The sequence below is a fragment of the Nocardia terrae genome (assembly GCF_009760405.1).
GTDB lineage: Bacteria > Actinomycetota > Actinomycetes > Mycobacteriales > Mycobacteriaceae > Nocardia > Nocardia terrae.
This window is the reverse complement of sequence record NZ_WRPP01000018.1, coordinates 17,478-44,047: the sequence shown is the minus strand read 5'-3', so window position 1 is coordinate 44,047 and position 26,570 is coordinate 17,478. Positions and strand designations below refer to the sequence as shown.

Genomic DNA, 26,570 nt, shown 5'->3' with positions numbered 1-26,570 from the left:
CTTCTCCATTTCCACCCCCACCCAATCGTTGAGTGCGGCGATTAGTGCGGACGGGTGACGTGGAGCGGATTACGGCTTCGATGGGAAGCGGAGGGTTGTATCAGCGGTGACGGTGAGATAGGTGCCGGTGGGGGTGGTGGTCAGTTGGAGCATGACGGCGGAGCAGTGGGGGCAGCGGATTACTGTGCCGGGGCAGTCGAGGTAGACGAGGGCTCGGGCCAGGGGTTCGGTGGAATGGCAGGTGCCGCAGCGGCATTCGTGAAGGGTGGGGTCGCCGGGGAGGAGGTTGGAGAGGATGCCCGCGAGGGCGTTGCCGTCGAGATAGCGGTCGTCGGGGGTGGTGGTGGCGTAGGTGTACGGGGTTGTCATGGCCGTCCTCCCGTGGGGCCGAAGCGTTCGGTGCGGATCATGGCGGGGGCGTGGCCGGCGGAGACCAAGGCGTCGGCGGCGAATTCGACGAAAGGGGTGGGGCCGCAGACGTAGCAGGTCACCGCTGGGGACGGCGGGAGGGCGAGGCGGGCTATCTCGGTGCGGGTGAGGCGGCCGGGCGGGCGGGGATCGCCGTCGGGCGCGGTGCGGGTGTGGGCGAGGAAGAATTCGATACCTTCGTCGGCCATGCCACCCCCGAACTCTCCAGCCGAACCACCACCGAGACTCCCGCCCGCACCACCGGCAAGGTTCTCGCGCGTGCCACCGGCAAGGCTTCCGCCGACGCCACTGCGAAGGTTCCCGCGCGTGCCACCGCCGAGCTTCCCGCCCGTGCGGCCGCCGAAGTCGCCGCCAGGGACTTCGTCGAGTAGACAGACTCGGCCGGACTGGTCGTCGGGCGGGACCAGGTGTGCGCGGCGGAGTTCGGCGAGTTCGTCGGCGTAGAGGAGGTCGGCGGGGGTTCGGACGGAGTACAGGAGGCGGAAAGGGCTGGGGTTGGCGGATTTTCGGCGGGCGCGCAGCATCGAGGCGAGGGGGACGATGCCGGAACCGCCCGCGATGAGGACGGCCGCTCCCCCGGTGTCGGGGGTCCAGACGAACCAGCCGCCGACGGGGCCTCGGACTTCGATGAAGGCGCCGACGGGGAACACGTCGACCAGGTAGGGCGAAACCTCGCCGTCGTCGACTCGCTGGACGGTGATTTCGATGTGGTCGCCGTCGGCGGGGGCGGCCAGGGAGTAGCTGCGTTCGGCGTGGTAGCCGTCGGGGGCGGTGAGGCGGACGTCGACGTGCTGGCCGGGGCGGTGGCCGGGCCAGGCGTTGACGCGCAGGATGAGGGTGCGGGCCAAGGCGGATTCGGCGCGGGTGGCGAGGAGTTCGGCGGGCTGCCAGCGCATCAGTCGTCCTGGTAGCGCTGTTCACGCCAGGGGTCGCCGTAGCTGTGGTAGCCGGCGGCCTCCCAGAAGCCGGGTTCGTCGGTGTCGAGGAGGCGGATTCCCTTGACCCACTTGGCCGATTTCCAGAAGTAGAGGTGCGGGACGAGAAGCCGTGCGGGGCCGCCGTGTTCGGGGTGCAGGTCTTGGCCGTCGTAGGTGTGCACGATCCAGGCGCGCCCGTCCATGAGGTCCTCGAGCGGCAGGTTCGTGGTGTAGCCGCCGTAACTCGAGATCAGCGCGTATTCGGCTTGGGTTTCGACGTTTTCGAGCAAGCTGTCCAGGGAGATGCCCTGCCAGTCGGTGTCCAGCTTGGACCAGCGTGTGACGCAGTGGATGTCGACGTGCGGGCGTTCCTGCGGCAGCGACATCATTTGCGGCCAGCTCCAAATGTATTGGCGGCCGGTCTCGTTGGTGATGGTGAACTGCCAGCGCGCGAGATCGACCCGCGGCGTCGGTCCCGCGGACAGCACCGGGAAGTCGTCGACGAGGTACTGCCCCGGCGGTAATCGATCGCTCTTCGGACGTGGACGTCCTTGGAACCCGGGCGAGAAGCCAGTCATCCGACCACTCCCTTCGCTGTGACAGCCGCGAAACGCACTGCGGGTCAGCCTACCGCCCGCATGATCACCGAACCGGGCCTTTCGGGCAGCTGTGGATCCCGGCCGGAAGCACGCCGGGAGACACTTCAGGCGATGTGGCGGGAGAGGAAGCGCACGACATCAGGGGTGACGGTGCTCCAGTATTCGTCGGTGTGCCCGCCGGGGGTGATCAGGCCGACCTCCGGGTGGGCGGTGGCGATGAAGCGGCGGCAACCCTCGATGAAGCGATCCCGGTCGCCGCACCACAGGCCGATCGGGGCGGGGCCGAGCTTGTCGAGGTTGCGCAGCGGGTCCAGCGCGGCCCACTGGTCGGCATTGATGAAGGCGTTGCGCTTGGCCATTTCGGTCCACGAGGTGAGCAGACCGGGCGACATGGTGGCTACCGCGTTGACCGGTCGGCCCTGTTCGAAGCGGCGGCGTGCGTAGACGAACGCGCCGAAGCCGCCCATGGAGGTGCCGGTGACGGCGCTGGGCAGGCCGTCGGGGCCGCCCAGGCGGCGTTGGGCCAGCCAGCCGGGAACCTCGTTGAGCAGCATGGACATCGGATCGTCGCCGGTGCCGTGGTCGTGCCAGTAGTTGTCGCCGCCGTCGAGGGCGACGAAGCCGAACGCCGGGGACAGCCGGGCCGCCACCCCCGCGGCGAGGAGGGTGGCGATATTGCCGACGGCGGCGGTGCGCGCGGTGCCGTGCAGGCCGTGCAGCAGCAGCGAGACGGGCAGGTTCTCGGTGGGGACGCCCGGCGGCAGGATGGTGACCAGGTCCACTTCGCGGCCGCGGGCCTTCGAGTAGACGCGTTCGGTGCGGATGACCGGGCTGAGGCCGGCGGCGGTCTGCCCGATGTTCTCGGTGCGCAGGGCGCCCTTCGCGTCGTCGGCGTCGACCGCGGCGTTGACGCCCGCGCTCACCGCCGCCCCGGCCGCGGCCAGACCGATCAGTCCCGTGGTCGCGAACAGGGACCGCCGGCTGAATCTCCGCGCGGCCGCCCGGTAGTCCTCGACCATCCAATCCTCCATCAGCACATCAACAGCTACCTGCCGCGGTACCGACCTATCGGTAGATCGCGGCAAATCGCTGCCACCATACCGATCGAAAGCAAACAGTGGTGAACATTCGGCAACACCTTGCCACACGCTTCACCAACAGCATCGCAGGTAACGGCTGGAATCCGCGCCGACTCGGCGTGGCCCGTGTATTCGAATCGGCCCGCGCGGAAATTCCATAACAACGGCCGTGAGGTTTTCGTGAGCCGGGCGGCCCGGGATCAGCGGCTGTAGACCAGGGCGGTGCCGGTGGCGCGGTCGTGCATGCCGCGGCCGTCGGAGTCGGTGAACAGCGCGGGGATGACGAACAGCAGGATGACCTGCCGGGCCAGCGCCCGGACAAAGCCGACCGGCGCGTCCGCGTCCACCCGGGTCACCCGCAGCTTCAGGAAGTACTGGCCGGGCGTGAAACCGAACAGCGTGACCGCCGCGATGCCCAGCACGAACCAGACACCCAGCGTCGGCGTCGACAGCGCCTGCGTGATCACCTCGAAGTGCGAGGGCGGCTGCTGCCCCTTGGGAATCGTCATCTTCGAGATGATGTGCGCGGCATCGGGCCGCACGATGATCGCGGCCAGGCCCATGGAGATGAACCAGTCGGCGAGGATGGCCAGCACGCGCCGGGTGAAGGGGGCGAGCGCGCCGGGGCCGGATTGCGGGAGACCGAGTTCCTTGCCCTGATAGTCACCGAGCGGGTTGTCTCCGGATTCGGCGTTCGGTCCGGACAGCCATGAGCCGGTGATACGTGCCATGAGCCCAGCTTAAGCGCCGCCCACGGGCCGGTTTCGCAGCCCTGCCGGTCGGGGCTCGAGGACCGGAACATATATGGGTGCGTCCTAGCCGCCGACCTCGTCCGGGCCGGGCGGGCAACCCCGCGGCATCGCCGGTAGCTGGGCGTATGCCCGACGGTGAGGATTCTCACCATGACCGGCCGATGCCCGGTAAGCCCCCTAACTTTTCAGAGTCTTAACAGCCGCTTCCGGCAGCTCAATGGCAGGATGTCGGTGCTGGTCGAGCATTGCTCGGCGACCGCTGCGGCGTCTTCGCGAACCCGGGGGCACCGCCGAACCCCCGGCCAGCAGTGCGTGTAACACTCGTGAAACACAGCCTTGATTACAGGGAAACACCGCGTCCATACCGTGTGGTCGCGACGAACCCATGCAGTCACCACTGGCTGGGAACCGATCCGTAAGGAGTACTAAGTGGCGTTCAGCACGGCCGACGAGGTCATCAAGTACATCAAGGAGGAGGAGGTCGAATACGTCGACGTTCGGTTCACCGACCTCCCCGGTGTGCAGCAGCACTTCTCGATCCCGGCGAAGGCGTTCACCGCTGATCTCGCCGAGGAGGGTCTCGCGTTCGACGGTTCGTCCGTCCGCGGCTTCCAGTCGATCGACGAGTCGGACATGCTGCTGCTCCCCGACTTCAGCACCGCCCGGGTCGACCCGTTCCGTGCCGCGAAGACGCTGAACCTGAACTTCTTCGTGCACGACCCGTTCACCCGCGAGGCCTACTCCCGCGACCCGCGCAACATCGCGCGTAAGGCCGAGGAGTACTTGAAGTCGACCGGTATCGCCGACACCTGCTACTTCGGTGCCGAGGCCGAGTTCTACATCTTCGACTCGATCCGCTACGACTCGGCGATGAACGGCGCCTTCTACGAGATCGACTCGATCTCGGGCTCCTGGAACACCGGCGCGGAGTACAACGCCGACGGCACCCCGAACCGTGGTTACAAGGTCCGCAACAAGGGTGGTTACTTCCCGGTTGCCCCGTACGACCACTACGTCGACCTGCGCGACAAGATCTCGACCAACCTGCAGAACGCGGGCTTCGAGCTGGAGCGCGGCCACCACGAGGTCGGCACCGCCGGTCAGGCCGAGATCAACTACCGCTTCAACACCCTGCTGGGCGCCGCTGACGACCTGCAGCTGTTCAAGTACATCGTGAAGAACACCGCGTGGCAGGAGGGTAAGACCGTTACCTTCATGCCGAAGCCGCTCTTCGGCGACAACGGCTCGGGCATGCACGCCCACCAGTCGCTGTGGAAGGACGGCAAGCCGCTGTTCCACGACGAGGCCGGCTACGCGGGCCTGTCGGATCTGGCGCGTCACTACATCGGCGGCATCCTGCACCACGCCCCGTCGCTGCTGGCGTTCACCAACCCGACCGTCAACTCGTACCACCGTCTGGTGCCGGGCTACGAGGCCCCCATCAACCTGGTGTACTCGCAGCGCAACCGCTCGGCCGCGATCCGTATCCCGATCACCGGCTCGAACCCGAAGGCCAAGCGCATCGAGTTCCGCGCGCCGGACTCCTCGGGTAACCCGTACCTGGCCTTCGCCGCCATGATGATGGCCGGCCTGGACGGCATCAAGAAGAAGATCGAGCCGATGGCTCCGGTCGACAAGGACCTCTACGAGCTGCCGCCCGAGGAGGCCAAGAACATCCCGCAGGCCCCCACCTCGCTGGCGTCGGTCATCGACCGCCTCGAGCAGGACCACGACTACCTCACCGAGGGCGGCGTGTTCACCGAGGACGTCATCGAGACCTGGATCGACCTCAAGCGCACCCAGGAGATCGCGCCCGTCAACCTGCGGCCGCACCCCTACGAGTTCGAGCTGTACTTCGACGTCTAAGTCGAACCAGCGCAAGCGCTCTCGGAGCCCCATCCGCCTCGGCGGGTGGGGCTCCGCCCGTTTGCCGCATGCCCAATCTTTCAGACCAATCAGAATTGTTTTGACGTGCATCCGATCGGCCCACTAGGTAACAACCGAAGAGGGACAATGATCGGAGTTCACTCACCAGCCATGACAAATTGCTGTCGAGAAGAGGATCGGCGTGACCGCACGGGCGAAATGGAAGGCTGCTAGCGAAAACTCAGCCAGCGTAATTGTTGGGTCACTCCTGGAAGTACTGGATATCCTAATCCTGCTGATCGGCATCGTCGTCGTGTTGCTGTCCGATGTTTTCGACAATCTACGCATCGTCAGCCGCCTCTTGGAACAGCTGGGCACCGGGCTGGTAACTGCCGCGATCGTATCTGTCATCCTGCGGATTATTGCGGGCCGCACAAGAGATAAGACCTCCGTTCAGGTCGTCACTGGAACCAGGCAGGAAATCGAACGGCAATATCGTGTAATGAAGCGAGATGCCTCCGAAATCTCAATTCTCGCAATCGCCCTGACCGGAGCGCTGGAAGACATTCTGGCGAATGACGCTGACAAGTTCCTAGAGAGGGTCCTGTTCGAGCGACTTCAGGTTAGATTCATATTCCTGTCGCCGGGATCGGCGTATGCGAGGATCCGAGCGGCGGAAGAGGGCATGGAGGAATCCGCGTTCAAGATCAGTCTGGAGACATCCGTCGAGCGCAGCGCGTTGATCTATCAACAGCTCAAGGCACGGTACGACGAGGTTCGGGCCGCTGGATTACTCGCCCGCGACAAATCCGGACGCTTTGAGATCAGGGTTATCGACGCCTGTCCGCACTGCACAATATTTCACGCAGATTCAACAATATACTGGGGCCTCTACACTAGCCGCGGGCGCGGCTATTCCGATGCAGTCCTGAAGGTTCCGAGCGACACTCGAGAGCTATATTCACAACTCGTCGGACACTTCGAATCCCTGTGGAACTCGCATAGCGATTGGCAGAAGTCGAATTCCGGACCATTAGTGAAGTTCGACGGCTGGGAAACACCGCGACTCAACGAGAGACTCATCACTAGATTGACAGCCGGACACCAATAGGGAAGGCCAAAGGATCGAGCGGGGTCTCCGACAGGACCCACCATCTGATCTCAGATCTGGAGGCGGGGTGCGATGGGTAAGCGGTCACCCGACGGGGAAGACCCGCCGACGCCCGAGGTGACATTCGACGTCTACTGCCCGGAAGAAGACGGGCCGTATGGTCGGCAGGACCGATTGCGCGAGAATTACTGAGCCGAAATGCGATTCGGAATCGCGGTCCAGCGGATGTCCCGGTGGGTGGGGTGGGAGGTTCGGTGGGTGGGAGGGGCTGTGGGTAGGTCTGCGGTGGGGGCGTAAGCCGACCTAGCGTGCGGGGCTGTGAAAATTAAACGTTTTGTACGGCTTCGTATTTCGATTGTCGCTGTGACCGCTGCGGTGGCGGGCGTGCTCGGGGGTGGGGTTGGCGGGCCGGCTTCGGTGGCGGGGGCCGTGCCGGTCATGCGGCAGGATGCCACGCAGATCACCTTGCAGGGGGCGGTGAATGTTCGGGATGTGGGTGGGTATGTGACCTATACCGGGGATTCGACCAAGTCGGGGAAGGTGATTCGGTCCGATGCGCTAGGGAAGTTGACCGATGCCGATGTGCAGAAGCTCGGGACGCTGGGGATACAGACCGTGGTCGACTTCCGGACGCCCGCCGAGGTGCAGGGTTTGGGGGCGGACAAGTTGCCTGCCGGGGTGAGCGCGGTGTCGCGGCCGATCGATGATGGTGGCATCTACTTGAAGACGGCGCAGGCGATCGGGTCGAAGGATCCGGTGCAGCAGCAGGCGCTGCTGGGGGACGGTAAGGCCGAGCAGATCATGAAGACGGCGTACACCAACTTTCTGGGTGCGGATGCGACGGCGAAGTTCGCGCAGACCATCAAGGACGTGGCGGCGGCACCGGGGGCGATTCTGTACCACTGCACGTCGGGCAAGGACCGCACCGGGTGGATGACGTATGTGCTGTTGCAGGCGGTGGGGGTGCCGGAGAGTGTTGCGCGGCAGGATTATCTGTTGTCGAACCAGTATCGGGCCGCCTCGGACGCCGCGCTGCGGGCACAGTTGAAGGCGGCGGGGATCATGCAGAATCCGGATCTGCTCATTCCGTTGCAGATCGTCAGTGACGAGTACCTGGATGTGGCCGTCGATCAGATGAAGCAGCAGTACGGCGACTTCGGGAAGTACCTGAGCAAGGGTCTCGGCCTGGATGCCGGAACGATCCTGCGACTGCACGAGAACCTGGTGGGCTGATCCACGCGTAGCGGGCGCCTCCCGGTGACGGGAGGCCCCGCGTGACCCCGAACATGGCGCTGTATCGCGGGATTGAAAGCACACGCGCGGGCGGCGGGAATCGGCCTACGCTTTTCGGGTGTCCGTCGAGTCCACCACTGTCGCGTCCGCCCGATCGAAGGCCGTGAAGAAGCAGCTGCGCAAGTGGTTGCCGAATCAGCATGGCGCGTGGGCGATGTTGGCGGTGCCGTTCCTGGTGGGGATGTGGCTGGGGCGGCCGTCGTGGCAGCATGTTCCGCTGTTGGTCGCGTGGCTGCTCGGGTATATGACCGCGTTCCATCTCGAGCAGTACCTTCGGCTGCGTCGCATTTCGCGCAATCCGAAGGCGCCGGGGCGGCATGTGCGGCCGCTGGTGACCTTCGGTGCGGTGCTGGTGGTCATCGGTGGCGGGTTGGCCGTCGCCCATCCGTGGCTGTTGCTCGCCGCGGTCGCGATGGCGCCGTTCTTCGCGGTGAATCTCTGGTACGCGTGGCGCAATGACGAGCGGGCCCTGCTCAACGGCCTGGTGGCGGTGTTCCCGGCGTGCGGAATGCTGCTGGTATCACTGTATTTGGGCGGCGGGATCCTCGGGGACGGCTGGCGGGGCGCGGTGGCCTGCCTGTTGTATTTCGCGGGCACGGTGTTCTACGTGAAGACGATGATCCGGGAACGCGGTAATCGCGACTTCTATCGGATTTCCGTCGCCTATCACGTGGTTGCGCTGGGGATTTCGGCGTTCTTGAACCCATTTCTCACGATTGCGTTCGCACTGTTTCTGTTGCGCGCCGTTTTCCTGCCCGGGCGTTCATTGCGCCCCGGCCAGGTGGGCATGATCGAAATGGGTTGCTGCGTACTGCTGATGGCGCTGCTGTTGATCTAGGCCCGGCGGGCCATCGCCCCGAGGGCGGACAGATCCAGGTCGCGGGAATCGTCGGACCAGCCGCTGGCGCGGAGGTCGTCGGGGGTGGGGACGCCGAGGGCCTCGTGCAGTCCGACCGCCACGGACCGGGCCAGGTCTTCGAGAACACTGCGGGAGATCGGCCAGAGCATGGTGCGGCGCCAGTTGTCGATGTCGTGCTGCGGGACGGGGGCGCTCCAGCCGATCTCGCGTAATCGCTGGTGGGCGGCCTCGGAAATGGGTTCGGCGAGATAGTGATTGCCGGTGAGTTCGGCCGAGAGCTTGATGTCGAACTGCTGGATCTGCACGTAGCGGTTACCGGAGGCGGCCAAGATCACCGTGGCGCGGGAGGGCAGTTCGGAGAGACAGCCGGCCAGTGCGTGAACGAACGCGTCCCAGTCGGTTGTCGCCACGCGCTCGCTTTGACTCCGGGTGCCCATCGCCGCCGATCATACGCCGTCCAATCTATTACGGCGTGAAATATCCTGCAGCACAGTCCTATCAGCGGAAATCGCGGCGGTGTCGACTGGAGGACCGCCGCGATTTCCGGTGCGCGGCTATCGCCGGGCCTTCGGGACGGCGCCGAGTATCGCGAGGGGCGTGCGAGCGATGTCCCGCGAATCACCCGGCGGCAGGGCCCGCACATCGGTGGTGAAAAGACGCCGCCAGCGCATTCTGCTCATTCCACTCCTTCTCCGACTTCCGGACACTCGCGATATTCACGACCGTTCGGCAAACCATTCTCTCAATCGAGCGACGTTGCGGCCGTTAATCTTTCGTGAATATCACCGCACCATCACGAAGCGAGCAACCGGGCGGTACGTTTGACGGATCCCTGACGCCTTCGGGCGAATCCTTGACGGGTTCAGCCCAGCGGCTCCGGCTCCAGATCGGCGTGCCCGTTGCCCATTGCCGAAGTCTCCTTCGTCGCGACCGGTCGGTCGATCCGAACCGGGCGGGCGTGTCCCGCGCCGGGCCCGCACCTCCATGACCGAGCAACCGCACCCGATGTGACAGCCCGCGCCGAACCCCAGTTCAGCGGCCACTTCTCGGAGCGCTGTCACATCCCGCCCGGCCTCGCGGTCACAGTGCCGACCGGTACCGTGAACCGCGTTGCCACCGTGGAAGGAATTGACGATCGTGTCCTCGGAATTCTCCAGCAGCCCCGATCATTTCGAAGTGCGCCCGGTGGGCCGGGTCCGCTCCCCGCTCGCCGACCGCCGGGGCGCGCCCCGCCAGCCCGACGAGGACGCCCCCGCCGCCGAAGTGGTGCTGGCCCCCGAATTCGCCGCCGCGGCAGCCGATCTGCACCCCGGCATGCGCGTCATCCTGCTCACCTGGCTGCACGCGGGCAGCCGCGACACGCTCTCGGTGTATCCCCGTGGCGACCGCACCCGCCCACCCACCGGTGTTTTCGCCACCCGCTCCCCCGACCGCCCCAACCCCATCGGCCTGCACGAGGTCACCCTCACCACGGTCACCCCGGAGGTGCTCGGCGTGGCCGGTCTGGAAGCCATCGACGGCACGCCCATCCTCGACATCAAGCCGGTCCTGGGCACGGTCGACACCCGCTAACCAGGTCACATGCACCCGCGGGCGTAGGTTGGTGGGCATGGCGGCTCCCAGGCATCCGGCTCCGACGCTCGGTACGCAGCGGTTGGCCGCGGCGTGTCAGGCCGAGGTGCCGGAGCTGACCAAGCGGCTGATGGCGGCCATCGCCACCGACAACCCCGAATGGACCGACTACACCGCGGTGCCGCGGGCCGATCTGCGCGACGGGTGCAAGCGGTACCTGACCCGGATCCTGGATCTGCTGGGTCGGCAGGATCCGGATCCGGACGGCGACGATGTGGCGGCGGCCATCGGGCGGCGGCGCGCCGAGCAGGGCGTGCCGCTGGAGGCCATGCTGCGGACCTTCCGGCTGGGCGGCCAGATCGTCTGGGAGGCGTTGCTGGACAAGGCCGATGACATCGGGCCGACCGAGATCCGGCAGGTGGGTTCGGCGATGTGGGCGGTGGTCGACGGCATGTCGTCGGCACTGGTCACGAGCTATCGGACCACCGAGCTCGAGCGGGTGCGCAGTGACGAGCGGCGCAGGCATTCGCTGATGGAGGATCTGCTGGCGGGCCGCGCGCACGACGCCACCTTCGCGGCGCGGGCCGGGCGCGAGCTGAATCTGCCGCCCAACGGCGCGTATCTGGTGGTCGTCGCGCGGGGCGAGAGCGGACCGCCGCTGCACATGGGAACCGAAGCCGCGCTGGGCGCCTCCGGCATCCGGTCGGTGTGGCACGACCGGGAGGACTCCACGGTCGGCCTGGTGTCCCTCGAGCATCGCGACGGTTCGGCTGTGCTGCAACAACTTCGGCCGCTGATCAGCGGCCGGGCGGGCGTCTCGCCGGTGGTCGCGGGCCTGGCGGGCGTCGATGCCGGGCACGGTCTGGCGGTGCTCGCACTGGACACCGCGCCCGGGGACGAGCACGGTCTGCTGGTCTCCCTGGATGAGCGCTATCCCGAGGCGCTGCTGCTGCGCTCCCCCGACCTCACCGCGCTGCTGGTGACCCACACCCTCGGCCCGGTGCTGGACCTGCCGCCCAAGGAACGCGACATCCTGCTCCAAACTCTGGCCGTCTGGCTGGCCGAGAACTGCTCGGCGGCCAATGCCGCGCCCAAGCTGCACTGCCATCGCAACACGGTGATCAACCGCCTGCAGCGCATCTCCATGCTGCTCGGCCGGCAGCTGGAGGGGCAGCGCTCCTACGTGGAGCTTTCCCTCGCGCTGGCCGCTCTGGAGACGCCCGGAACCCCGCGGGTCTGAGCTTCCGCACGGACGGAATCGGGCCGTCGAACGCCCGCTACCAGCGGGTACAAATTGTGCTCTGCGCCCAGTCAAAAACAGGTATATATGGGCTTAAAGTTCCTTGTTTGTGCATTTGGTGACCGACAGACTCGATCGGAATGACCCGCATCACAACCGATGGCGGGTCTGTGAGTACATCGAGATGAGGAGCACCACGAGTGCCGGAATTCGATCTTCTGGTGATCGGCGGCGGCCCGGGCGGTTATGTGGCCGCCATCCGCGCCGCTCAGCGGGGCCTGAATGTTGGCTTGGTGGAGAAGGAACGCGCCGGCGGCGTGTGCTTGAACTGGGGCTGCATCCCGACCAAGGCGATGCTGCGTTCGGCCGAGGTCTTCCACACCCTGCAGGCCGCGGCCGACTTCGGCGTCTACGCCGATAACGTCCGCTTCGATTACGCCGCGGTGCGGCAGCGCAAGGACGGCATCGTCAAGGAGCTGACCGATGGCGTCGCGGGCCTGCTCAAGGCCAATGGCGTGACGCAGATCGAGGGCCACGCGAAGTTCACCAGCGCGACGACCGTCGAGGTCTTCCAGGCCGGACCGTCGCCGATCTTCGAGGGCGGCCCGCGCTACGCCGCCGCCCCGACCGCGACCTCGGTCCGCACCATCAGCGCCAAGGACATCATCGTCGCGACCGGTTCGGTCCCGGCCGTCCTCCCGATCCCCGGCGCGGACCTGCCCGGCGTGATCACCTCCGACGGCGCGTTCGGCCTCACCGAGGTCCCCGAGCGCCTGGTCGTCATCGGCGGCAGCGCGGTGGGTGCGGAGTGGGCCAACCTGTTCCACGAGTTCGGCAGCGATGTCACCGTGGTGGAGATGCAGGATCGCCTGGTTCCGTTGGAGGACAAGGAGATCGGCACCGCCCTGGTGCGGTCGTTCACCAAGCGCGGCATCAAGGTGCTGACCGGCGCGACCGTCACCGGCATCGCGCAGGGCGAGGGCGGCCTGTCGGTCACCGTCGGCGGCGCGAAGCCGCAGGAGCTGCCCGCCGATGTGGTGCTGGTCGGCGTCGGCCGCCGCCCCAACACGGCCGAGCTGGGTCTCGAGATCGCCGGAATCGAAACGGACGCACGCGGTTTCATCCCGGTCGACGAGCACCTGCGCACCGGCGTCGAGCACGTGTACGCGATCGGCGATGTGACCGGCAAGGCGCTGCTCGCGCACGTCGCCTCGCATCAGGGCCTGGTCGCCTCGGACACCATCGCGGGCCACGCCGCCCACATCGACTACAACGTGATCCCGGCCGCGACCTTCACGCACCCGGAGATCGCCAGCGTCGGCCTCACCGAGGACGCCGCCAAGGCCGCGGGCCACGACGTCATCGCCGCCAAGTTCCCGTTCGCGGCACTGGGCCGGGCCAAGTCCTTCGGCGACCAGGAGGGCTTCCTGAAGATCGTCGCCGGCAAGCAGCACGGCGAGGTGCTCGGCGTGCACATCATCGGCCCGTCGGCCAGTGATCTGATCACCGAAGGGGCCCTGGCGATCTCGCTGGAGGCGACCCTGGACGAGCTGGCCGAGACCATTCACGCCCACCCCACCCTCGGCGAGATCGGCATGGAGGCCGCCCTGGTCGGGCTGGGCCTGCCGGTTCACGTCGCGCCGCCCCGGAAGCGTTGAGGAGTTCCATCGTGACCACCACCACCGCCGCGCCGCGCAAGTCGGCGCGCAAGGCCGCCAAGGCCGACGTAGTCGCTCTTGAAAAAGGCACAGCCGACAATGCCGAAACCCTGCTCGGTGGAGCCGATTTCGGCGGCGCGGACGCCAACGACCTGCTCTCCCTCTACACCGAGATGCTGTTCATCCGGCGTTTCGAGGAGCGCACGGCGCAGGGCTACCAGCAGGCCAAGATCGGCGGCTACTGCCACCTGAACCTGGGTGAGGAAGCCACCGTCGTCGGCGTCGGCCGCGCCATGCGTCCCACCGACTACCTGTTCACCAACTACCGCGAGCACGGTTACGCGCTGGCCAAGGGCATCGAGCCCGGCCGCGTCATGGCCGAGCTGTACGGCCGCTCCACCGGCACCTCCAAGGGCTGGGGCGGATCGATGCACATGTACGACACCGCGACCCGCCTGCTCGGCGGTTACGCCATTGTCGGCGGCCAGGTTCCGCTGGCCATCGGCGCCGCGCTGGCCATCGACTACCGCGGCGGCGACGACGTCGTGGTGTGCCAGATGGGTGAGGGCACCACCAACATCGGCGCCTTCCACGAGTCGCTGAACATCGCGGCGCTGTGGAACCTGCCCGTCGTGTTCCTGGTCATCAACAACCAGACCGGCATGGGCACCACCGTCGAGAAGTCTTCCGCCGAACCGGATCTGTGGAAGCGCGCCTCCTCCTACCGCATGCGTGGTGAGCGCGTGGACGGCACCGACGTGCTGGCCGTGCGCGAGGTCGCCTCCGACCTCATCGAGACCGCCCGCCGCGAGGGCAAGCCCGCCCTGCTCGAGGCCGTCTCCTACCGGCTCAAGGGCCACTCGGTGGTCGACCCGGCCAAGTACCGCGCCGAAGACGCCGTCTCCACCGCCGTCGCGCACGACCCGATCGTGCTGTGGCACAACCGTCTTCTCGAAGCCGGTGTGCTGAGCGAGGACACCGCCGCCGCCATCGAGGCCGACGTGAAGGCCCGCGTCGTCGAGGCGGTCGAGTTCGCCGACCAGTCCCCGCACCCGGACCCGGCCACCCTGTTCGATTACAACTACGCGACCCCGGTCGCGGGCGATTCCCACCGCCTGCCCGGTGATCCGCTCTTCACCGCCTAGGAGTCACCGTGGCAGTCATGACTTACCGTGAAGCGCTGCGCGAGACCCTCCGCGAGGAGATGCAGCGCGACGACGATGTCTTCCTCATCGGAGAAGAGATCGGCGTTTTCGAAGGCTCGTACAAGATCACCGCGGGCCTGCTGAAGGAGTTCGGCGAGAAGCGGGTGCGCGACACCCCGATCGCCGAAGAGGGTTTCGTCGGCGCCGCGATCGGCGCGGCCATGCTGGGCCTGCGCCCGGTCGTCGAGATCATGACGATCAACTTCTCGCTGCTGGCGCTGGACCAGATCGTCAACCACGCGGCCAAGATCTACGGCATGTTCGGCGGTCAGACCTCGGTGCCGATGGTCATCCGCACCCCCGGTGGCGGCGGCCAGCAGCTGGGCGCGACGCACTCACAGAACATCGAGCTGTACTACGCGTTCGTGCCGGGCCTCAAGGTCGTCGCGCCCGCCACCCCCGCCGATGCGAAGGCGCTGCTGAAGGCCGCCATCGAGGACGACGACCCGGTTCTGTTCCTGGAGAACCTGTCGCTCTACAACACCAAGGGCGAAGTGCCGGACGATCTTCCGGCCGCCGAGATCGGCAAGGCCGCGGTCACCCGCGAGGGCACCGACATCACGCTGATCGGCTACTCGCGCATGGCCACCGTGTGCACCCAGGTCGCCGAAAAGCTTGCCGCCGAGGGCATCTCGGCCGAGGTCGTGGACCTGCGCAGCCTGCGCCCGCTGGACCGCGACACCATCATCGCCTCCGTCAAGAAGACCGGCTGCGCCGTCATCGGCGAGGACGACTGGCTGACCTACGGCATCGGTGCGGAGGTCGCGGCGTCGATCTCCGACGGCGCGTTCGACTACCTCGACGCCCCGGTGCGCCGCGTGGCCATGGCCGAAGTGCCGCTGCCCTACGCCAAGCCCCTCGAGAAGCTGGCGCTCCCGTCGCCCGATTCGCTCTACAAGGCCGCCCTCGAAACCCTTGCCGCCGTCGGCAAGCGCCGCTGAGAACCGGAAGGAACCATGTCTGAAGTAACCATGCCCCGGCTCTCCGACACCATGGAGGAGGGCGTCGTCTCGGCCTGGCTGAAGCAGGTCGGTGACCAGGTCAAGGCCGGCGAGATCCTCGCCGAGATCGAGACCGACAAGGCGCTCATGGAGCTCGAGGCGTACGAGGACGGCATCCTCGAGGCGATCATCGCCGAGCCCGGCACCACCGTCGCCATCGGCGAGCCGATCGCAATGCTCGGTGACGGCAGCGGCGCGTCCGCCGCTGCGGCCCCGGCCGCTGCTCCCGCCCCGGCCGCCGCTCCGGCTCCCACCGCCGCTCTCGCTCCCGCTGCCGCGCAGGCGGTTTCCGCTCCGGCCGCCGGAAACGGCAGCGCCCCCGCGGTTTCCGCCGACGGTGAGCGCAAGCGGACCTCCCCGCTGGCCCGCAAGGTCGCCAAGGAACTCGGTGTCGACATCAACGCCGTGAACGGCACCGGCCCCAACGGCCGCGTCACCAAGCAGGATGTCGAAAACGCGGGCAGCACAGCCGCTCCGGCCGCCCCCGTGGCCGCCGCCCCGGCCCCCGCTGCGGCCCCGGCCGCCGTCGCCCCCGCGACCGGCGACTACGACGAGATCCCGCTGACCACCATCCAGCGCGTCTCGGCCCAGCGTCTCACCGAGTCCAAGCAGCAGGCCCCGCACATCTATCTCACCAGTGCGATCGATGTGACCGAGCTGCTCGCCTTCCGTGCGCAGATCAACAAGACCCTGGAGGAGACCGGCTCCGGCAAGGTCAGCGTCAACGACCTGCTGGTGAAGGCGGTCGCCACCGCGCTGCGCCTGGACCCGGCCGTGAACGTCTCCTTCGCGGGCGACAAGCTGCTGCAGCACAAGTCGATCAATATCGGCATCGCCGTGGCCACCGACGCGGGCCTGTTCGTCCCCGTCATCCACGACGCCGACCGCAAGTCCGTGTCCGCCATCGCGGCCGAGGGCAAGGAGAAGGCCGGGCGCGCCCGCGACCGGAAGCTCAAGGGCGAGGACATGTCCGGCGGCACCTTCACCATCTCCAACCTGGGCATGTTCGGCATCGAGCAGTTCACCGCCGTCATCAACCCGCCGGAGTCCGCGATCCTCGCGGTCGGCGCGGCCCAGGACGAGCTGAAGCTCGACGGCGAGAAGGTGGTGTCGCGCAAGATCCTTCGCGTCACCCTGTCCGCCGATCACCGCTCCATCGACGGCGCCGTCGCGGCCCGTTTCCTGCAGCAGCTGAAGGAGCTCATCGAGCACCCGCTGCGCATCGTGACGTAGTCACAATGCACGCCGTGACGTAGTCACAGTGCACACCGTGACCTGGTCACACCCTTGAACCGCCGTCCGATTTTTGATCCAGGTCGGACGACGTAAGCCCGCCACCCGGCGCGCGCGGCATTCCCATGCCACGCCGCGCGCCCGGAAGCCGAACTCACCCGGCGGCGGGCCAGAGAAGCCGGATGGCGTGGACCGGGTTACCCGGTCGGTCCACACCGTCCGGCTTTTCGCATCTCTACCGGCGTGACGGTTGCCACAACACCGACAGGATGAGAAGCTTTGGTAGTAACTCTCTCATCCTGTCGGCGTGTGGCAGTCGACGGGAACGGTTGATCAAAGGAGATCCACCATGACCGCCGCCATCGAGCTCGGCCGGGAGTCGCGCCCCGAGCGCCGCCCCTTCGGACCGGACACCCGCCTCTGGGAAGACACCGGCCTGATCACCTTCTCCCTGACCGCCGGATCCGCGTTCCTGCTCCAGACCATGGAACCGACCATCGCCGCGGTGGTGGACGAGCACTCGACCTTCCGCACCGACCCCATGGGTCGCGCGATGCGCAGTCTGGCCTCGGTCATGATGTGGGTCTACGGCGGCGACGAGGCGCTGGCCGAGGCCGATCGGCTGCGAAAGATGCACGCCACCTTGAACACCACGGACGCGCACGGCGTCAAGCACCGCGCCCTGTCCTCCGCACCGTGGGCGTGGGTCCTGCACACCGGCGTCTTCGCCTTCACCGAAGGCAACAAGTACTTCTCCAGCGACAAGCTCACCGACGCCGACAAAGAGGCGTATTACCAGGAAACCGTGCAGCTCATGCGCAATTTCTCGGTGGCGCCCAAGGAGATCCCGGCGACCTACGCCGAGTGGGAGCCGTGGTTTCGGGACCAGGTCGAAAACCACCTGGAGGTCACGAATGTCGCCTACGACTATCTGAAGGTGATCCGGAAGATCGCTCCGCCCAAGCAGATCCCGCGCCCCCTGCACCCGGCGTGGCGCGCACTCACCGACCCGGTCGGCCGCCTGCAGTACTTCTTCACCGTCGGCACCACCCCCGACATCGTGCGCGACAAGCTCGGCCTGGAATGGACCGCGAAAGACGAACGCGCCCTGCGCGTCCTGGGCTGGTTCATCGGCCGCGCCGTCCCCGTCCTCCCCGAACGGATCCGCTACTTCCCCATCGCCTACGAGGCCCGCCGCGTCGAACGCGACCGCGCCCGCCTACGCAAGATGATCAACCTGCGGCCGCTGTAGCCGCCTCGTCCCGCAGTGCCGCCGCGAGGGCCGCGGCGGCGGCTTCGGCGGTGAAGCGCGGCCAGTCGCGGATCAGGGTTTCCGCCGTGCCGGTCTGCACGAGCATCGAGGGCAGTCCCGCGTTCGCGGCCGAACCCGTTGTGGCCCAGAGATGGCGGGGGTCGGAGCCGTTCGGGTAACCGGCGAACAGGCGATGGACGACCGCGGCGCTGAAGAGGGTGCCCAGGCCGTCCTGATCGGTGATGGCGCCACGGAAGCCGAGTTCGGGTGCGGGAGAGACCATGAGGGCCGCGCCGGGGAGTTCCTCGCCGGAGCGGTGCAGGGCGGCGAAGAGGCCGTGCATGATGTTGCCGCCCGACGAATCACCCATCACCGCAATCGATTCCGCGGGAATCGCGTGGTCGTGACGCAGCCGCCGCCATACCGCGAGCAGATCGCCGACGATGGCCCGGTAGGGCGGTTCGGGCGCGGCGACGTACTCGGGGAACAGCACCCGCATTCCGGTGGCGCAGCCCGCCCGGGCGGCCAGTGCGTGGTGGCTGAGCAGCGATCCCAGTGAGAAGTCGCCGCCTCGGACGTACAGCAGCACCCGGTCTCTGGACCCGCCGGGGCTGTCCAGCCAGGACGGGGTCATGCCGGTGCGCGCCCGCAGTGGGGTCGCCCCGGCCGGGAGTGCACCGGGTCCGGAAGTCGGCTGGTGAGTCATGTGCTGCCCTTTCGAACTCGGTCGTGCGGCTGTGGTTCGTATAGAACCTATGCGCCGCGTGCCGTTTCGCCGGGGACAGAAGGTGCCGCTGTGCGGTCAGGACGCGCCAAAACCGGCGAGCCGGCGGGCCAGGCGGTCGCGTACCATCGGCCACTCCTCGGCGATGATCGAGAACAGCACGCTGTCGCGGATCGTGCCGTCCTCGCGCCGGAACTGTCGGCGCAGGGTGCCCTCGTAGACCGCGCCGAGCCGGGAAATCGCCTGTTGGGACCGGTGATTGCGGACATCGGTCTTGAGCTGCACCCGGCCCGCGCGCAGGGTCTCGAACGCGTGCTCGAGCAGCAGCAGCTTGGCTTCCGGGTTGATCGCGCCGCCCCACACCGACGGGGTGTAGATGGTGAACCCGATCTCCAGCCGCGCGTCCCGCTGATGCACGTCCAGGTAGGCGGTGACGCCGATGATCGCCCCGGCCGGATTCCCGCCGATCTCCCGGCGGGTTCGCACCGTCCAGACCTGCCAATCCGGGAGCGAGTCCAGTTGCCGCAGCCGCTCTTCGAACTGGGCGGCGTCCTCCGGCTGCCCTGGAACATGCGCCCACACCCGGGCGTGATCGAGCGCCCGGAACAACTCACCCGCATCGGCCGCCGGGTCGGTCGGAGTCAGCTCGACGAACCGACCGGTCAACACCGTGCCCTCCGGGATCGGCCACACCATGTCCGGCCACACCGAGTCGTTCGGCCGTGGATCGGAAACCGGCTGGAACCGACTCGATTCCGTGACGTCCTGCGCATCGGCCCGCGTCTCGATGGACATTCCGGCGCTCCCCCTCGCTGTCGATTGCTGATCCCGAGACTAACGGAGCGGCCGTTACACGGCCCGGGCACCCCGTTTCCTGGGGCTGGATCGCGGCGGGCCCAACCACCAAGGTCGAATGGTGATCATGAGGATGGTGATGTGGCGCGCGCTGATCGGCGTGCTGCTGGTGGTGGGGGCGGTGAGCGCGCCCGCACGGGCGCAGGCCGATACGCCGCAGTATCAGTGGCACGAGGAGTTCATCACGTCGGCGGACGGCACCCGGCTGCACGCCGACGTGCTGCGCCCGGCCGGGATGGCCGACGACGTGCGCACCCCCGTGATCATGACCGTCAGCCCGTATCGCGCGCATCTCATGCACCTGAGCGAACCTCGGATCAAGGGCGGCCCGTCCACCGAGGATCTGCCGGTCTCGATGTTCCTGCAGGCCGGATACACCTACGTGATCGTGGATCTGCGCGGCTTCGGCGGCTCCAACGGCTGCCCGGATTTCGGCGGGCCCGGCGAGCGCTCGGATGTGAAGACGGCGGTGGAATGGGCTGTGGGACAGCCGTGGTCGAGTGGGAAGGTCGGGTTGGAGGGCGTCTCCTACGAGGCGTGGACCGGGCTCATGGGTTTGGCCGAGCGGCCCGCCGGGCTGGCCGCGGTGGCCGCCTTCGAACCGGTGGTGGACCCCAACGCCTACCTTTACATGCAGGGCGTCGCGTGGAAGTTCTCGCTCAAGCCGATCAGCGAGAACGGTATCCGGCCGGGCGATTTCGCGGGCTTCGAGCATCTGCTGATCGCCTCCACGCCCCCCTATCCGACCGATTCGGCCGAGTACAAGGCGAACGCGTCGAGCATCGATCCGGCGTGCTATTCGCACTACCTCGCCGAAACCACCGACCATGACGCCGGTTCCGCGTGGTGGCGCGATCGCGACCTGGTGGAGAAGTTGCGCGGCAATACGATTCCGCTGTTCCTGGGCCAGGGTTTCGTCGACTACAACACCAAGGCCGATCGGGTCTTCCAGCTGTGGAACGGCCTCGGCCCCGGCGATCACAAGGCGTGGTTCGGCCAGTGGGGGCACCGGGACTGCACGGAGAAATGCGGCGCGACCGACTTCGGTGCGCAACTGCTGGCGTTCTTCGACAAGCACGTGGCGGACAAGGACGTCACCGTGCCGGGACCGCGCATCACCGTCGGCCAGTTCGACGGCCGCTGGCGTTCGGAGACCGCGTGGCCGCCCGCCGACAGCCGGGCCGTCGACCTCGATCTGCGCACCGGCCGCTACACCGATCGCGGCCTGACCCCGGGCGCGGACCGCGAGATCTGGACCGTCTCCCAGCCCCTCGACCAGGACCAGCACCTGGCGGGCGCGCCGACCGCCACCCTCGCCCTGGACGGCCCGGCCACCGCGACCGTCGCCCTCGAGGTCTACGACATCGCCCCGGACAATCGCGCCACGGTCATCACCCGCGGCATCGCCCCGGTCTCGCCGACCACACAGGTCCGGCTGCTGGCCCAGGACTGGCCGATCCCGGCCGGGCACCGCATCGGGGTCCGCGTCACCGACGTGGTCGACGACGTGTGGGCGCATTCGCCCGCCTTCGCCCCGGTCACCGTCACCTCGGCCCAGCTGCACCTGCCCCTGCTCGGCAGCGTCCGCACGCCCGACCTGCCGGGTGAGGCGGGCGAATCGATTCCCAAGTGGCGAAACGAGAAGACGGTCTCCCTGGCCCCCGATGTGGTGAACAATGCCACTGTGACCATGAACTTCCCTCCCAGGTCGGGCGGTTAGATCCATGACCCGCACCGATCGGAACCGCTTCGCGGGAAGGCCGCCCGACGGCCCGGCCGTCGACGAAGTCACCGCCGAACGCCTGGCAGCCGCCCTGCGCTGCCGCACCGTCTCCTACGAGGACCGCGAACGCATCGACCTCGCCGAGTTCGACCGGCTCGCCGAACATCTCGAGCGCTCGTTCCCGCTCGTCCACACCCACCTGACGCTGGAAACCTTCGGCCACAGCCGGTTGTACCGCTGGGCGGGCACCACGAGCTCCGATGCGGGGGTCCCCGCCGCGACCGATTCGGCGCGGCCGCCGCTGAAATCCACCGAGATCGGTTCGCGCACGGCGGATCTGGATGCCGGCCGGGAACACGCCGGTACGACAGGCGCGCCGGACGGGAGCACGGGAGGCGTGATTCCGAGCGAGGTCGCGGCCTCCCCGGCCGGGCCAGAATCCCCGGATCATGAGCAGGCGGCGGCAATTCTGCTGGCGCACATGGACGTTGTGCCCGTCGATGATGTCGACGGGTGGACGTATCCGCCATTCGCCGGGAAGGTGGATGACCGATTCATCTGGGGCCGTGGCGCTATCGACGACAAGAGCCGGGTGCTGGCCATCTTCGAAGCCGTCGAGCAGGCCCTGCGCGACGGGGTGCGCCCGGCGCGGACCGTGTATCTGGCCTTCGGGCACGACGAGGAGATCTTCGGGACAGGTGGTGCGGCGCGAATGGCGCAGCGGCTGCGGGAATCCGAGGTGCGGGCCCGGCTGCTGCTGGACGAGGGCGGCGTGATCACCACGGGCGTGGCCGACGGCATCGACGTGCCGGTGGCCACGATCATGGTGGGCGAGAAGGGTTTCGCGACCGTGCGGCTGTCGGTGTCGGATGTGGGCGGGCATTCGTCCATGCCGGGACGCGAGACCGCGGTGGGGCGGCTGGCGCGGGCGGTGGCGCGGATCCAGGATCATCCGTTTCCGCTGCGGCTGACGCCGGTCGCGGTCGACATGCTGCGGCGGGTGCGGGAATTCGTCTCCGAGCCGCGGCGGACCCTGATGGGGCTGGCGACCACGGCGGGCCCGCTGGTGGCGCGGGCGCTGGCGGCCCGGCCGCAGACCGAGGCGCTGGTGCGCACCACCACCGCGCCGACCATGATCCGCGGCGGGGTGAAGCCGAACGTACTGCCGCAGCGGGCCGAGGCGTTCGTGAATTTCCGTATCCTGTCCGGTGATTCGGTGGCCGATGTGCTCACGCACTGCCGGAAGGTGGTGCGCGACAAGACGGTCAGCATCGAACTCGACGGGACCGCGTCGGAACCGTCACCGGATCCGGCCGCGGGGCCGGACTTCGAGCTGATCGCCGACCTGGCCCGCGAACTCGTGCCGGGTGTCGCCGTCACCGTCGGTGTGGTGCCCGGCGCGACCGACTCCCGGTTCTACGACGATCTGGCGGCCACGCGCTGCAATTTCGCCCCGATCGTGATGGACGCCGCCGATCTGGAGCGATTCCACGGCACCGATGAGCGCATCTCCCGGGTGGACTACGCCCGATTGATCCGGTTCAACCGCCTACTTATCGACCGTCTCGCCCACCTCGGGTAGTTGACGCCGTGCCTGATCGGTGAGCGAGAATGGCTCCGCTGGCAGGCGAATTCTCCCGAATCCGCCGAGCGTGACCACTCGACTCGAAGGGAACGGCGATGACGCGCACGGAGACCGGTGAATTCCAGGGCGCGGGCGGCCGCGTGTTCTGGCAGTCGTGGCTGCCCGACGGCGAACCGCGCGCCGTGGCCGAGATCGTGCACGGATACGCCGAGCACTCCGGCCGGTACGCGCATGTGGCCGAGCGGCTGACCGGGTCCGGAATCGCGGTCTACGCCCTCGACCACACCGGGCACGGCAAGTCGGAGGGGCCGCGCGCCAATGTCGGCTCACTCGACGACGCCGCCGACAATGTGCGCACCCTGCTCGCCACCGCCACCGGCCGCCACCCCGGCCTGCCGAGCTTCCTCATCGGCCACAGCATGGGCGGCCTCACCACCGCGTACCTGGCCGTGCGCGACCGGCCGGAGGTGACCGGCATCGTGCTGTCGGGCCCGGCCATCGACATCGCGGCGGGCAATGCCGTCCAGCGCCTGGCCGCCCCGCTGGTCTCGAGGTACCTGCCGAATCTGCCCGTGGTCAAGCTGGATTCGAAGCTGGTCAGCCGCGACCCCGAGGTGGTGCGCGCCTACGACGAGGACCCGCTGGTCCATCACGGCGGCGTCCCCGCCCGCACCGCCGGCGAAATGCTGCGCGCGGGCGAGTTCGTGAAATCGCACATGGACCGGTTGACCGCGCCCCTGCTGGTCCAGCACGGCACCGACGACGGGCTCGCCTCCCCCACCGGCAGCGACCTGCTCGAGCAGCACGCCGCCGCCACGGACAAGACCGTCATCCGCTACGACGGCCTGTTCCACGAGATCTACAACGAGCCCGAACAGGACAAGGTCCTCACCGACCTGGTCCACTGGCTCGAAGCCCATATCCCTGCCGCCTGAGCAGATTCGGCGGCACCCCGGCGCGCGACGCCATTGTCGCTACGCGCAGCCGTTGAGCGATGTCTGTTGGACAACCCCGGGGTGCCGCTGCTCATGGGATAACTATCGCCGCCCCGGCTTACACGGCGCTGACGCCGCCCTGACACGCCCGCTGACAGTCGTGTGGATGCTATTTGTACGTCTGCAGACAGGCGTTCTCGCCGTCGAGGACGCCGGTTCGGAAGGCCTCGAGGCGCACGAAGCCGCTGGGCACCACATTGCCGTCGACGTCGGCGGCGGCCAGGCCGTCCGAGAGGAGACCGGAAATGGCCGCGTCGAGATCGGTTGCGGAGAGCTGCAAGTCGCTGCCGGGCCGACTCAGCTTGGTGCTGTACGCGCCGGAGAAACAGGCGGCGCGCAGGCCCGCGGTGTCGGCTCCGGTGATACCGAGCCTGCGGGCCTGCTGGACGGCGAGCATGTAGCGCGAGACGAACACCACGAAGGCGTTGTAATCGCCGCTCACCATGGCCGAGAGCAGCTCGCCCTTCTCACCCGAGCTCGCGCGTTCGGCCAGGGTGGGGATATCCGTGCCGATGACGTTCGTGCTCGGACAGTACGAAACCGGCTGGGTCGCGGTCACTGTCGGACAGTTGCCGGTGACTCCGTTGTAGTCGTAGCTCGGTTCGGGCGTGATCGGATAATTCTCGGCCAGCGACTTCGCCACCAGGGCCAGATCGGGTTGGTCGACCGGGAGCTGCCGTTCCTTGTCTCCCGGTTGGAAACTGGTGGGCAGGGTGCCGCGGCGCTGCTGAAGTTCGGTGCGGGTGATGGCTTTACAGCCGCTCGCGCCGTCGGTGTAGCCGATCTGCACGGCGGTGACCCGTTCGAACGCGGTGCCGTGCTCGTCGCGCGACGCGCCGGGTTCGCGGTCCCGGAAGGAGATGACCGCGGCCAGCACGCCGTTCAGCCCGTCGGTGGTGTTGAGGGTGAAGTGGCGCGAATTCCCTTCCGCCACCGCGCGCAGGAACACTCCGGCGAAGCAGTCGGCCTGCTGTTCGCGAACCACGGTCGGGGTGAAGTAGCCGTTCAGTTTGGCCTGCGCCTGCACGGAGTGCCCGTACTCGTGTGCCAGCACCATGACCACCGACATCTGCCCGAACTTCTTCACCAGCGTCGGCAGCAGGGTGCCGCGGTCCCAGCCGATGGTCTGATCCTGGCTGCAGTAGGCGGCATTGACCTCTTGGAAGGTGCTGGTGCGGCAGAACTGGACGGCCTGGGCGCGCGGGGCGGTGGCATCCCAGGAGATGAAGCGCGTGACCGGCGCGAAGGTGCCGGGAAAGTACTTGGCGTACTGGTCTTTCCAGTAGGCGGCGATATCGGAGATGGCATTGAGGGCCAGCTTGTCGATCGGGCCGCCGTCGCCGTTCTCGGCCGTCAGATCCGCGTCGGGCACCCCGGCGCGCGGACCGCTGGGACCGGCGGCCGAAGTCTGTCCGGTCAGTTCCCACGGATTCGTGGTCACCGGGGCCGAAACATTCTGCGCGGCAGGCGCTCTCATCCCGGAGCAGCCGGTGAGCGCCACCCCCGCCACCAGGAGCACGACGGCCAGCCCCAGCCGCACCCGCGACGTCCCCATCTCGCCTCCCGCACCGCGCTCGTGCCCCGAGTATCCACCCGGATATCGCGCGAAGTCCCCGGTCCCGCAACGTCGATGCGAAGGCGATGCCCGCTCCCGGCGTGCCGCCCGCGACACGCAGCCGTGAAAACTGCTGGGCGGGCCGTCGCGTCCGTGGCACAGTCGAGCATCATGAGCGACTACCGCCGCCTCAACCGCGCCAACTGGGACGACCGCGCACCCCTGCACGCCGGCTCGCGCGACTACGCCCTGGACAGCTTCCTGTCCGATCCCTCCTTTCTGAGCGGGGTGGTCCGCTTCGATCTGCCCCGCCTCGGCGACATCCGCGGTCTGCGCGCGGTCCACCTGCAGTGCCACATCGGCACCGACACCCTGTCGCTGGCGCGGCTGGGCGCGACCATGACCGGCCTCGACTTCTCCCCGGCCTCCCTCGCCGAGGCCCGCAAGCTCGCCGAGGCCAGCTCCACGCCCATCGATTTCGTCGAATCCGACCTCTACGACGCCGTATCCGCCCTGGGCGCGGGGCAATTCGACCTCGTCTACACCGGCATCGGCGCGCTGTGCTGGCTCCCGGACATCCGCCGCTGGGCCGACACCGTCGCCGCCCTGCTGCGCCCCGGCGGGCGCCTGTTCATCCGCGACGGCCACCCGATGCTCATGTCGATCGACGAGACCCGCGCCGACGCCCTCACCATCGGCTACCCGTACTTCGAGACCGCCGAGCCGATGGTCTTCAGCGACGGATCCACCTACGTGGACACCGATTCCGCCCTCACCCACACCACCACCAACGAGTGGAATCACGGCCTCGGCGAGATCGTCGAGGCCGTCCTGCAATCCGACCTGACCCTCACCCAGCTGGTCGAGCACGACAGCACCCCGTGGGAGGCGTTGCCCGGTCGCATGATCTGCGACGACCTCGGCGAATGGCGGCTCACCGACCACCGCGAACGCCTGCCGCTGACCTTCACCCTGCAGGCCCGCAAGCCCTGACGGAACCCGCGCCCCGCCTCCCGCGTCCAAGCCTTCACAGACCGAGCGATGCCTCGGGAGGGCCGGACGATGGG

25 protein-coding genes are annotated in these 26,570 nt (G+C 67.8%); 15 read left to right on the top strand and 10 right to left on the bottom strand.

Annotated features, from left to right (window positions below; genetic code table 11):
• Positions 1 to 69: 69 nt before the first annotated feature.
• The 5 genes from GPX89_RS43565 to GPX89_RS43540 all read right to left on the bottom strand — a co-directional run bounded on the left by GPX89_RS43565 (position 70) and on the right by GPX89_RS43540 (position 3,755).
• Positions 70 to 369, bottom strand: a complete 300-nt coding sequence (locus GPX89_RS43565) for a DUF6510 family protein (RefSeq protein ID WP_157393658.1) — start codon at positions 367 to 369, stop codon at positions 70 to 72.
• The gene (locus GPX89_RS45240) at positions 366 to 1,325 is read right to left on the bottom strand and encodes an FAD-binding oxidoreductase (RefSeq protein ID WP_235949429.1); all 960 of its coding nucleotides are present in this window, start codon (positions 1,323 to 1,325) and stop codon (positions 366 to 368) included. Before GPX89_RS45240 ends, GPX89_RS43565 begins: the two co-directional genes overlap by 4 nt.
• A complete protein-coding gene (locus GPX89_RS43550; RefSeq protein WP_157393657.1) occupies positions 1,325 to 1,924 on the bottom strand; it encodes a sulfite oxidase-like oxidoreductase in 600 nt (199 codons plus the stop codon). Before GPX89_RS43550 ends, GPX89_RS45240 begins: the two co-directional genes overlap by 1 nt.
• A gap of 125 nt (positions 1,925 to 2,049) precedes the next feature.
• Positions 2,050 to 2,964 (bottom strand): alpha/beta hydrolase, encoded by a 915-nt coding sequence (locus GPX89_RS43545; RefSeq protein ID WP_157393656.1) that lies wholly within the window; start codon positions 2,962 to 2,964, stop codon positions 2,050 to 2,052.
• Positions 2,965 to 3,224: 260 nt separating this feature from the next.
• Positions 3,225 to 3,755, bottom strand: a complete 531-nt coding sequence (locus tag GPX89_RS43540; RefSeq protein ID WP_157393655.1) for an RDD family protein — start codon at positions 3,753 to 3,755, stop codon at positions 3,225 to 3,227.
• A 450-nt stretch (positions 3,756 to 4,205) separates the two neighbouring features.
• Here GPX89_RS43540 and glnA point away from each other — a divergent pair, with 450 nt between their 5' ends.
• The 4 genes from glnA to GPX89_RS43520 all read left to right on the top strand — a co-directional run bounded on the left by glnA (position 4,206) and on the right by GPX89_RS43520 (position 8,884).
• Positions 4,206 to 5,642: a type I glutamate--ammonia ligase gene (glnA, locus tag GPX89_RS43535; RefSeq protein ID WP_328603004.1), complete on the top strand. Its 1,437-nt coding sequence runs from the start codon at positions 4,206 to 4,208 to the stop codon at positions 5,640 to 5,642.
• 202 nt (positions 5,643 to 5,844) lie between these two features.
• Positions 5,845 to 6,753: a hypothetical protein gene (locus tag GPX89_RS43530; RefSeq protein ID WP_157393654.1), complete on the top strand. Its 909-nt coding sequence runs from the start codon at positions 5,845 to 5,847 to the stop codon at positions 6,751 to 6,753.
• 375 nt (positions 6,754 to 7,128) lie between these two features.
• Positions 7,129 to 7,986, top strand: coding sequence for a tyrosine-protein phosphatase (locus tag GPX89_RS43525; protein WP_328603003.1), 858 nt, complete (start codon positions 7,129 to 7,131; stop codon positions 7,984 to 7,986).
• 118 nt (positions 7,987 to 8,104) lie between these two features.
• Positions 8,105 to 8,884, top strand: coding sequence for a YwiC-like family protein (locus tag GPX89_RS43520; RefSeq protein WP_198347865.1), 780 nt, complete (start codon positions 8,105 to 8,107; stop codon positions 8,882 to 8,884).
• On the opposite strand, the gene GPX89_RS43515 is transcribed toward GPX89_RS43520, so the two are convergent.
• Together GPX89_RS43515 and GPX89_RS45715 are read right to left on the bottom strand one after the other, a co-directional pair.
• Complete coding sequence (locus GPX89_RS43515; RefSeq protein ID WP_157393653.1) at positions 8,881 to 9,315, bottom strand: TY-Chap domain-containing protein; 435 nt, start codon at positions 9,313 to 9,315, stop codon at positions 8,881 to 8,883. The genes GPX89_RS43520 and GPX89_RS43515 overlap by 4 nt on opposite strands.
• A gap of 144 nt (positions 9,316 to 9,459) precedes the next feature.
• On the bottom strand, positions 9,460 to 9,585 hold the full coding sequence (locus GPX89_RS45715) for a hypothetical protein (protein ID WP_268893472.1): 126 nt from the start codon (positions 9,583 to 9,585) through the stop codon (positions 9,460 to 9,462).
• Positions 9,586 to 10,042: 457 nt separating this feature from the next.
• Between GPX89_RS45715 and tsaA the strand changes: the two genes are divergently transcribed.
• The 7 genes from tsaA to GPX89_RS43480 all read left to right on the top strand — a co-directional run bounded on the left by tsaA (position 10,043) and on the right by GPX89_RS43480 (position 18,066).
• Positions 10,043 to 10,477 carry a tRNA (N6-threonylcarbamoyladenosine(37)-N6)-methyltransferase TrmO gene (tsaA, locus tag GPX89_RS43510; RefSeq protein WP_328603002.1) on the top strand — a complete coding sequence of 145 codons (435 nt, stop codon included), beginning with the start codon at positions 10,043 to 10,045 and terminating at the stop codon, positions 10,475 to 10,477.
• 37 nt (positions 10,478 to 10,514) lie between these two features.
• Positions 10,515 to 11,717, top strand: a complete 1,203-nt coding sequence (locus GPX89_RS43505) for a PucR family transcriptional regulator (protein WP_157393651.1) — start codon at positions 10,515 to 10,517, stop codon at positions 11,715 to 11,717.
• A 200-nt stretch (positions 11,718 to 11,917) separates the two neighbouring features.
• A complete protein-coding gene (lpdA, locus tag GPX89_RS43500; protein ID WP_328603001.1) occupies positions 11,918 to 13,375 on the top strand; it encodes a dihydrolipoyl dehydrogenase in 1,458 nt (485 codons plus the stop codon).
• A gap of 11 nt (positions 13,376 to 13,386) precedes the next feature.
• A complete protein-coding gene (gene pdhA / locus GPX89_RS43495; RefSeq protein ID WP_328603000.1) occupies positions 13,387 to 14,520 on the top strand; it encodes a pyruvate dehydrogenase (acetyl-transferring) E1 component subunit alpha in 1,134 nt (377 codons plus the stop codon).
• A gap of 17 nt (positions 14,521 to 14,537) precedes the next feature.
• The gene (locus GPX89_RS43490) at positions 14,538 to 15,521 is read left to right on the top strand and encodes an alpha-ketoacid dehydrogenase subunit beta (protein WP_157393649.1); all 984 of its coding nucleotides are present in this window, start codon (positions 14,538 to 14,540) and stop codon (positions 15,519 to 15,521) included.
• Positions 15,522 to 15,536: 15 nt separating this feature from the next.
• Positions 15,537 to 16,814, top strand: coding sequence for a dihydrolipoamide acetyltransferase family protein (locus tag GPX89_RS43485; RefSeq protein ID WP_198347864.1), 1,278 nt, complete (start codon positions 15,537 to 15,539; stop codon positions 16,812 to 16,814).
• Between the two features lie 349 nt (positions 16,815 to 17,163).
• The gene (locus GPX89_RS43480; protein ID WP_157393648.1) at positions 17,164 to 18,066 is read left to right on the top strand and encodes an oxygenase MpaB family protein; all 903 of its coding nucleotides are present in this window, start codon (positions 17,164 to 17,166) and stop codon (positions 18,064 to 18,066) included.
• Here the strand turns inward: GPX89_RS43480 and GPX89_RS43475 are convergent.
• Positions 18,047 to 18,772, bottom strand: coding sequence for an alpha/beta hydrolase fold domain-containing protein (locus GPX89_RS43475; protein WP_157393647.1), 726 nt, complete (start codon positions 18,770 to 18,772; stop codon positions 18,047 to 18,049). The two genes, GPX89_RS43480 and GPX89_RS43475, sit on opposite strands and share 20 nt — an antisense overlap.
• Before the next feature lie 96 nt (positions 18,773 to 18,868).
• A complete protein-coding gene (locus GPX89_RS43470; protein WP_157393646.1) occupies positions 18,869 to 19,585 on the bottom strand; it encodes a GNAT family N-acetyltransferase in 717 nt (238 codons plus the stop codon).
• A 127-nt stretch (positions 19,586 to 19,712) separates the two neighbouring features.
• Between GPX89_RS43470 and GPX89_RS43465 the strand changes: the two genes are divergently transcribed.
• From GPX89_RS43465 to GPX89_RS43450, 3 genes are all read left to right on the top strand, one after another.
• On the top strand, positions 19,713 to 21,365 hold the full coding sequence (locus tag GPX89_RS43465) for a CocE/NonD family hydrolase (RefSeq protein WP_235949427.1): 1,653 nt from the start codon (positions 19,713 to 19,715) through the stop codon (positions 21,363 to 21,365).
• Positions 21,366 to 21,369: 4 nt separating this feature from the next.
• Positions 21,370 to 22,950, top strand: coding sequence for a M20/M25/M40 family metallo-hydrolase (locus GPX89_RS43455; RefSeq protein ID WP_235949424.1), 1,581 nt, complete (start codon positions 21,370 to 21,372; stop codon positions 22,948 to 22,950).
• A 98-nt stretch (positions 22,951 to 23,048) separates the two neighbouring features.
• The gene (locus GPX89_RS43450; protein WP_157393644.1) at positions 23,049 to 23,888 is read left to right on the top strand and encodes an alpha/beta hydrolase; all 840 of its coding nucleotides are present in this window, start codon (positions 23,049 to 23,051) and stop codon (positions 23,886 to 23,888) included.
• A 169-nt stretch (positions 23,889 to 24,057) separates the two neighbouring features.
• On the opposite strand, the gene GPX89_RS43445 is transcribed toward GPX89_RS43450, so the two are convergent.
• A complete protein-coding gene (locus tag GPX89_RS43445; protein ID WP_157393643.1) occupies positions 24,058 to 25,503 on the bottom strand; it encodes a neutral zinc metallopeptidase in 1,446 nt (481 codons plus the stop codon).
• A 171-nt stretch (positions 25,504 to 25,674) separates the two neighbouring features.
• Here GPX89_RS43445 and GPX89_RS43440 point away from each other — a divergent pair, with 171 nt between their 5' ends.
• Entirely contained in the window at positions 25,675 to 26,496 is an 822-nt protein-coding gene (locus GPX89_RS43440; protein WP_157393642.1) for a class I SAM-dependent methyltransferase, read from the top strand.
• Positions 26,497 to 26,570 lie beyond the last annotated feature (74 nt).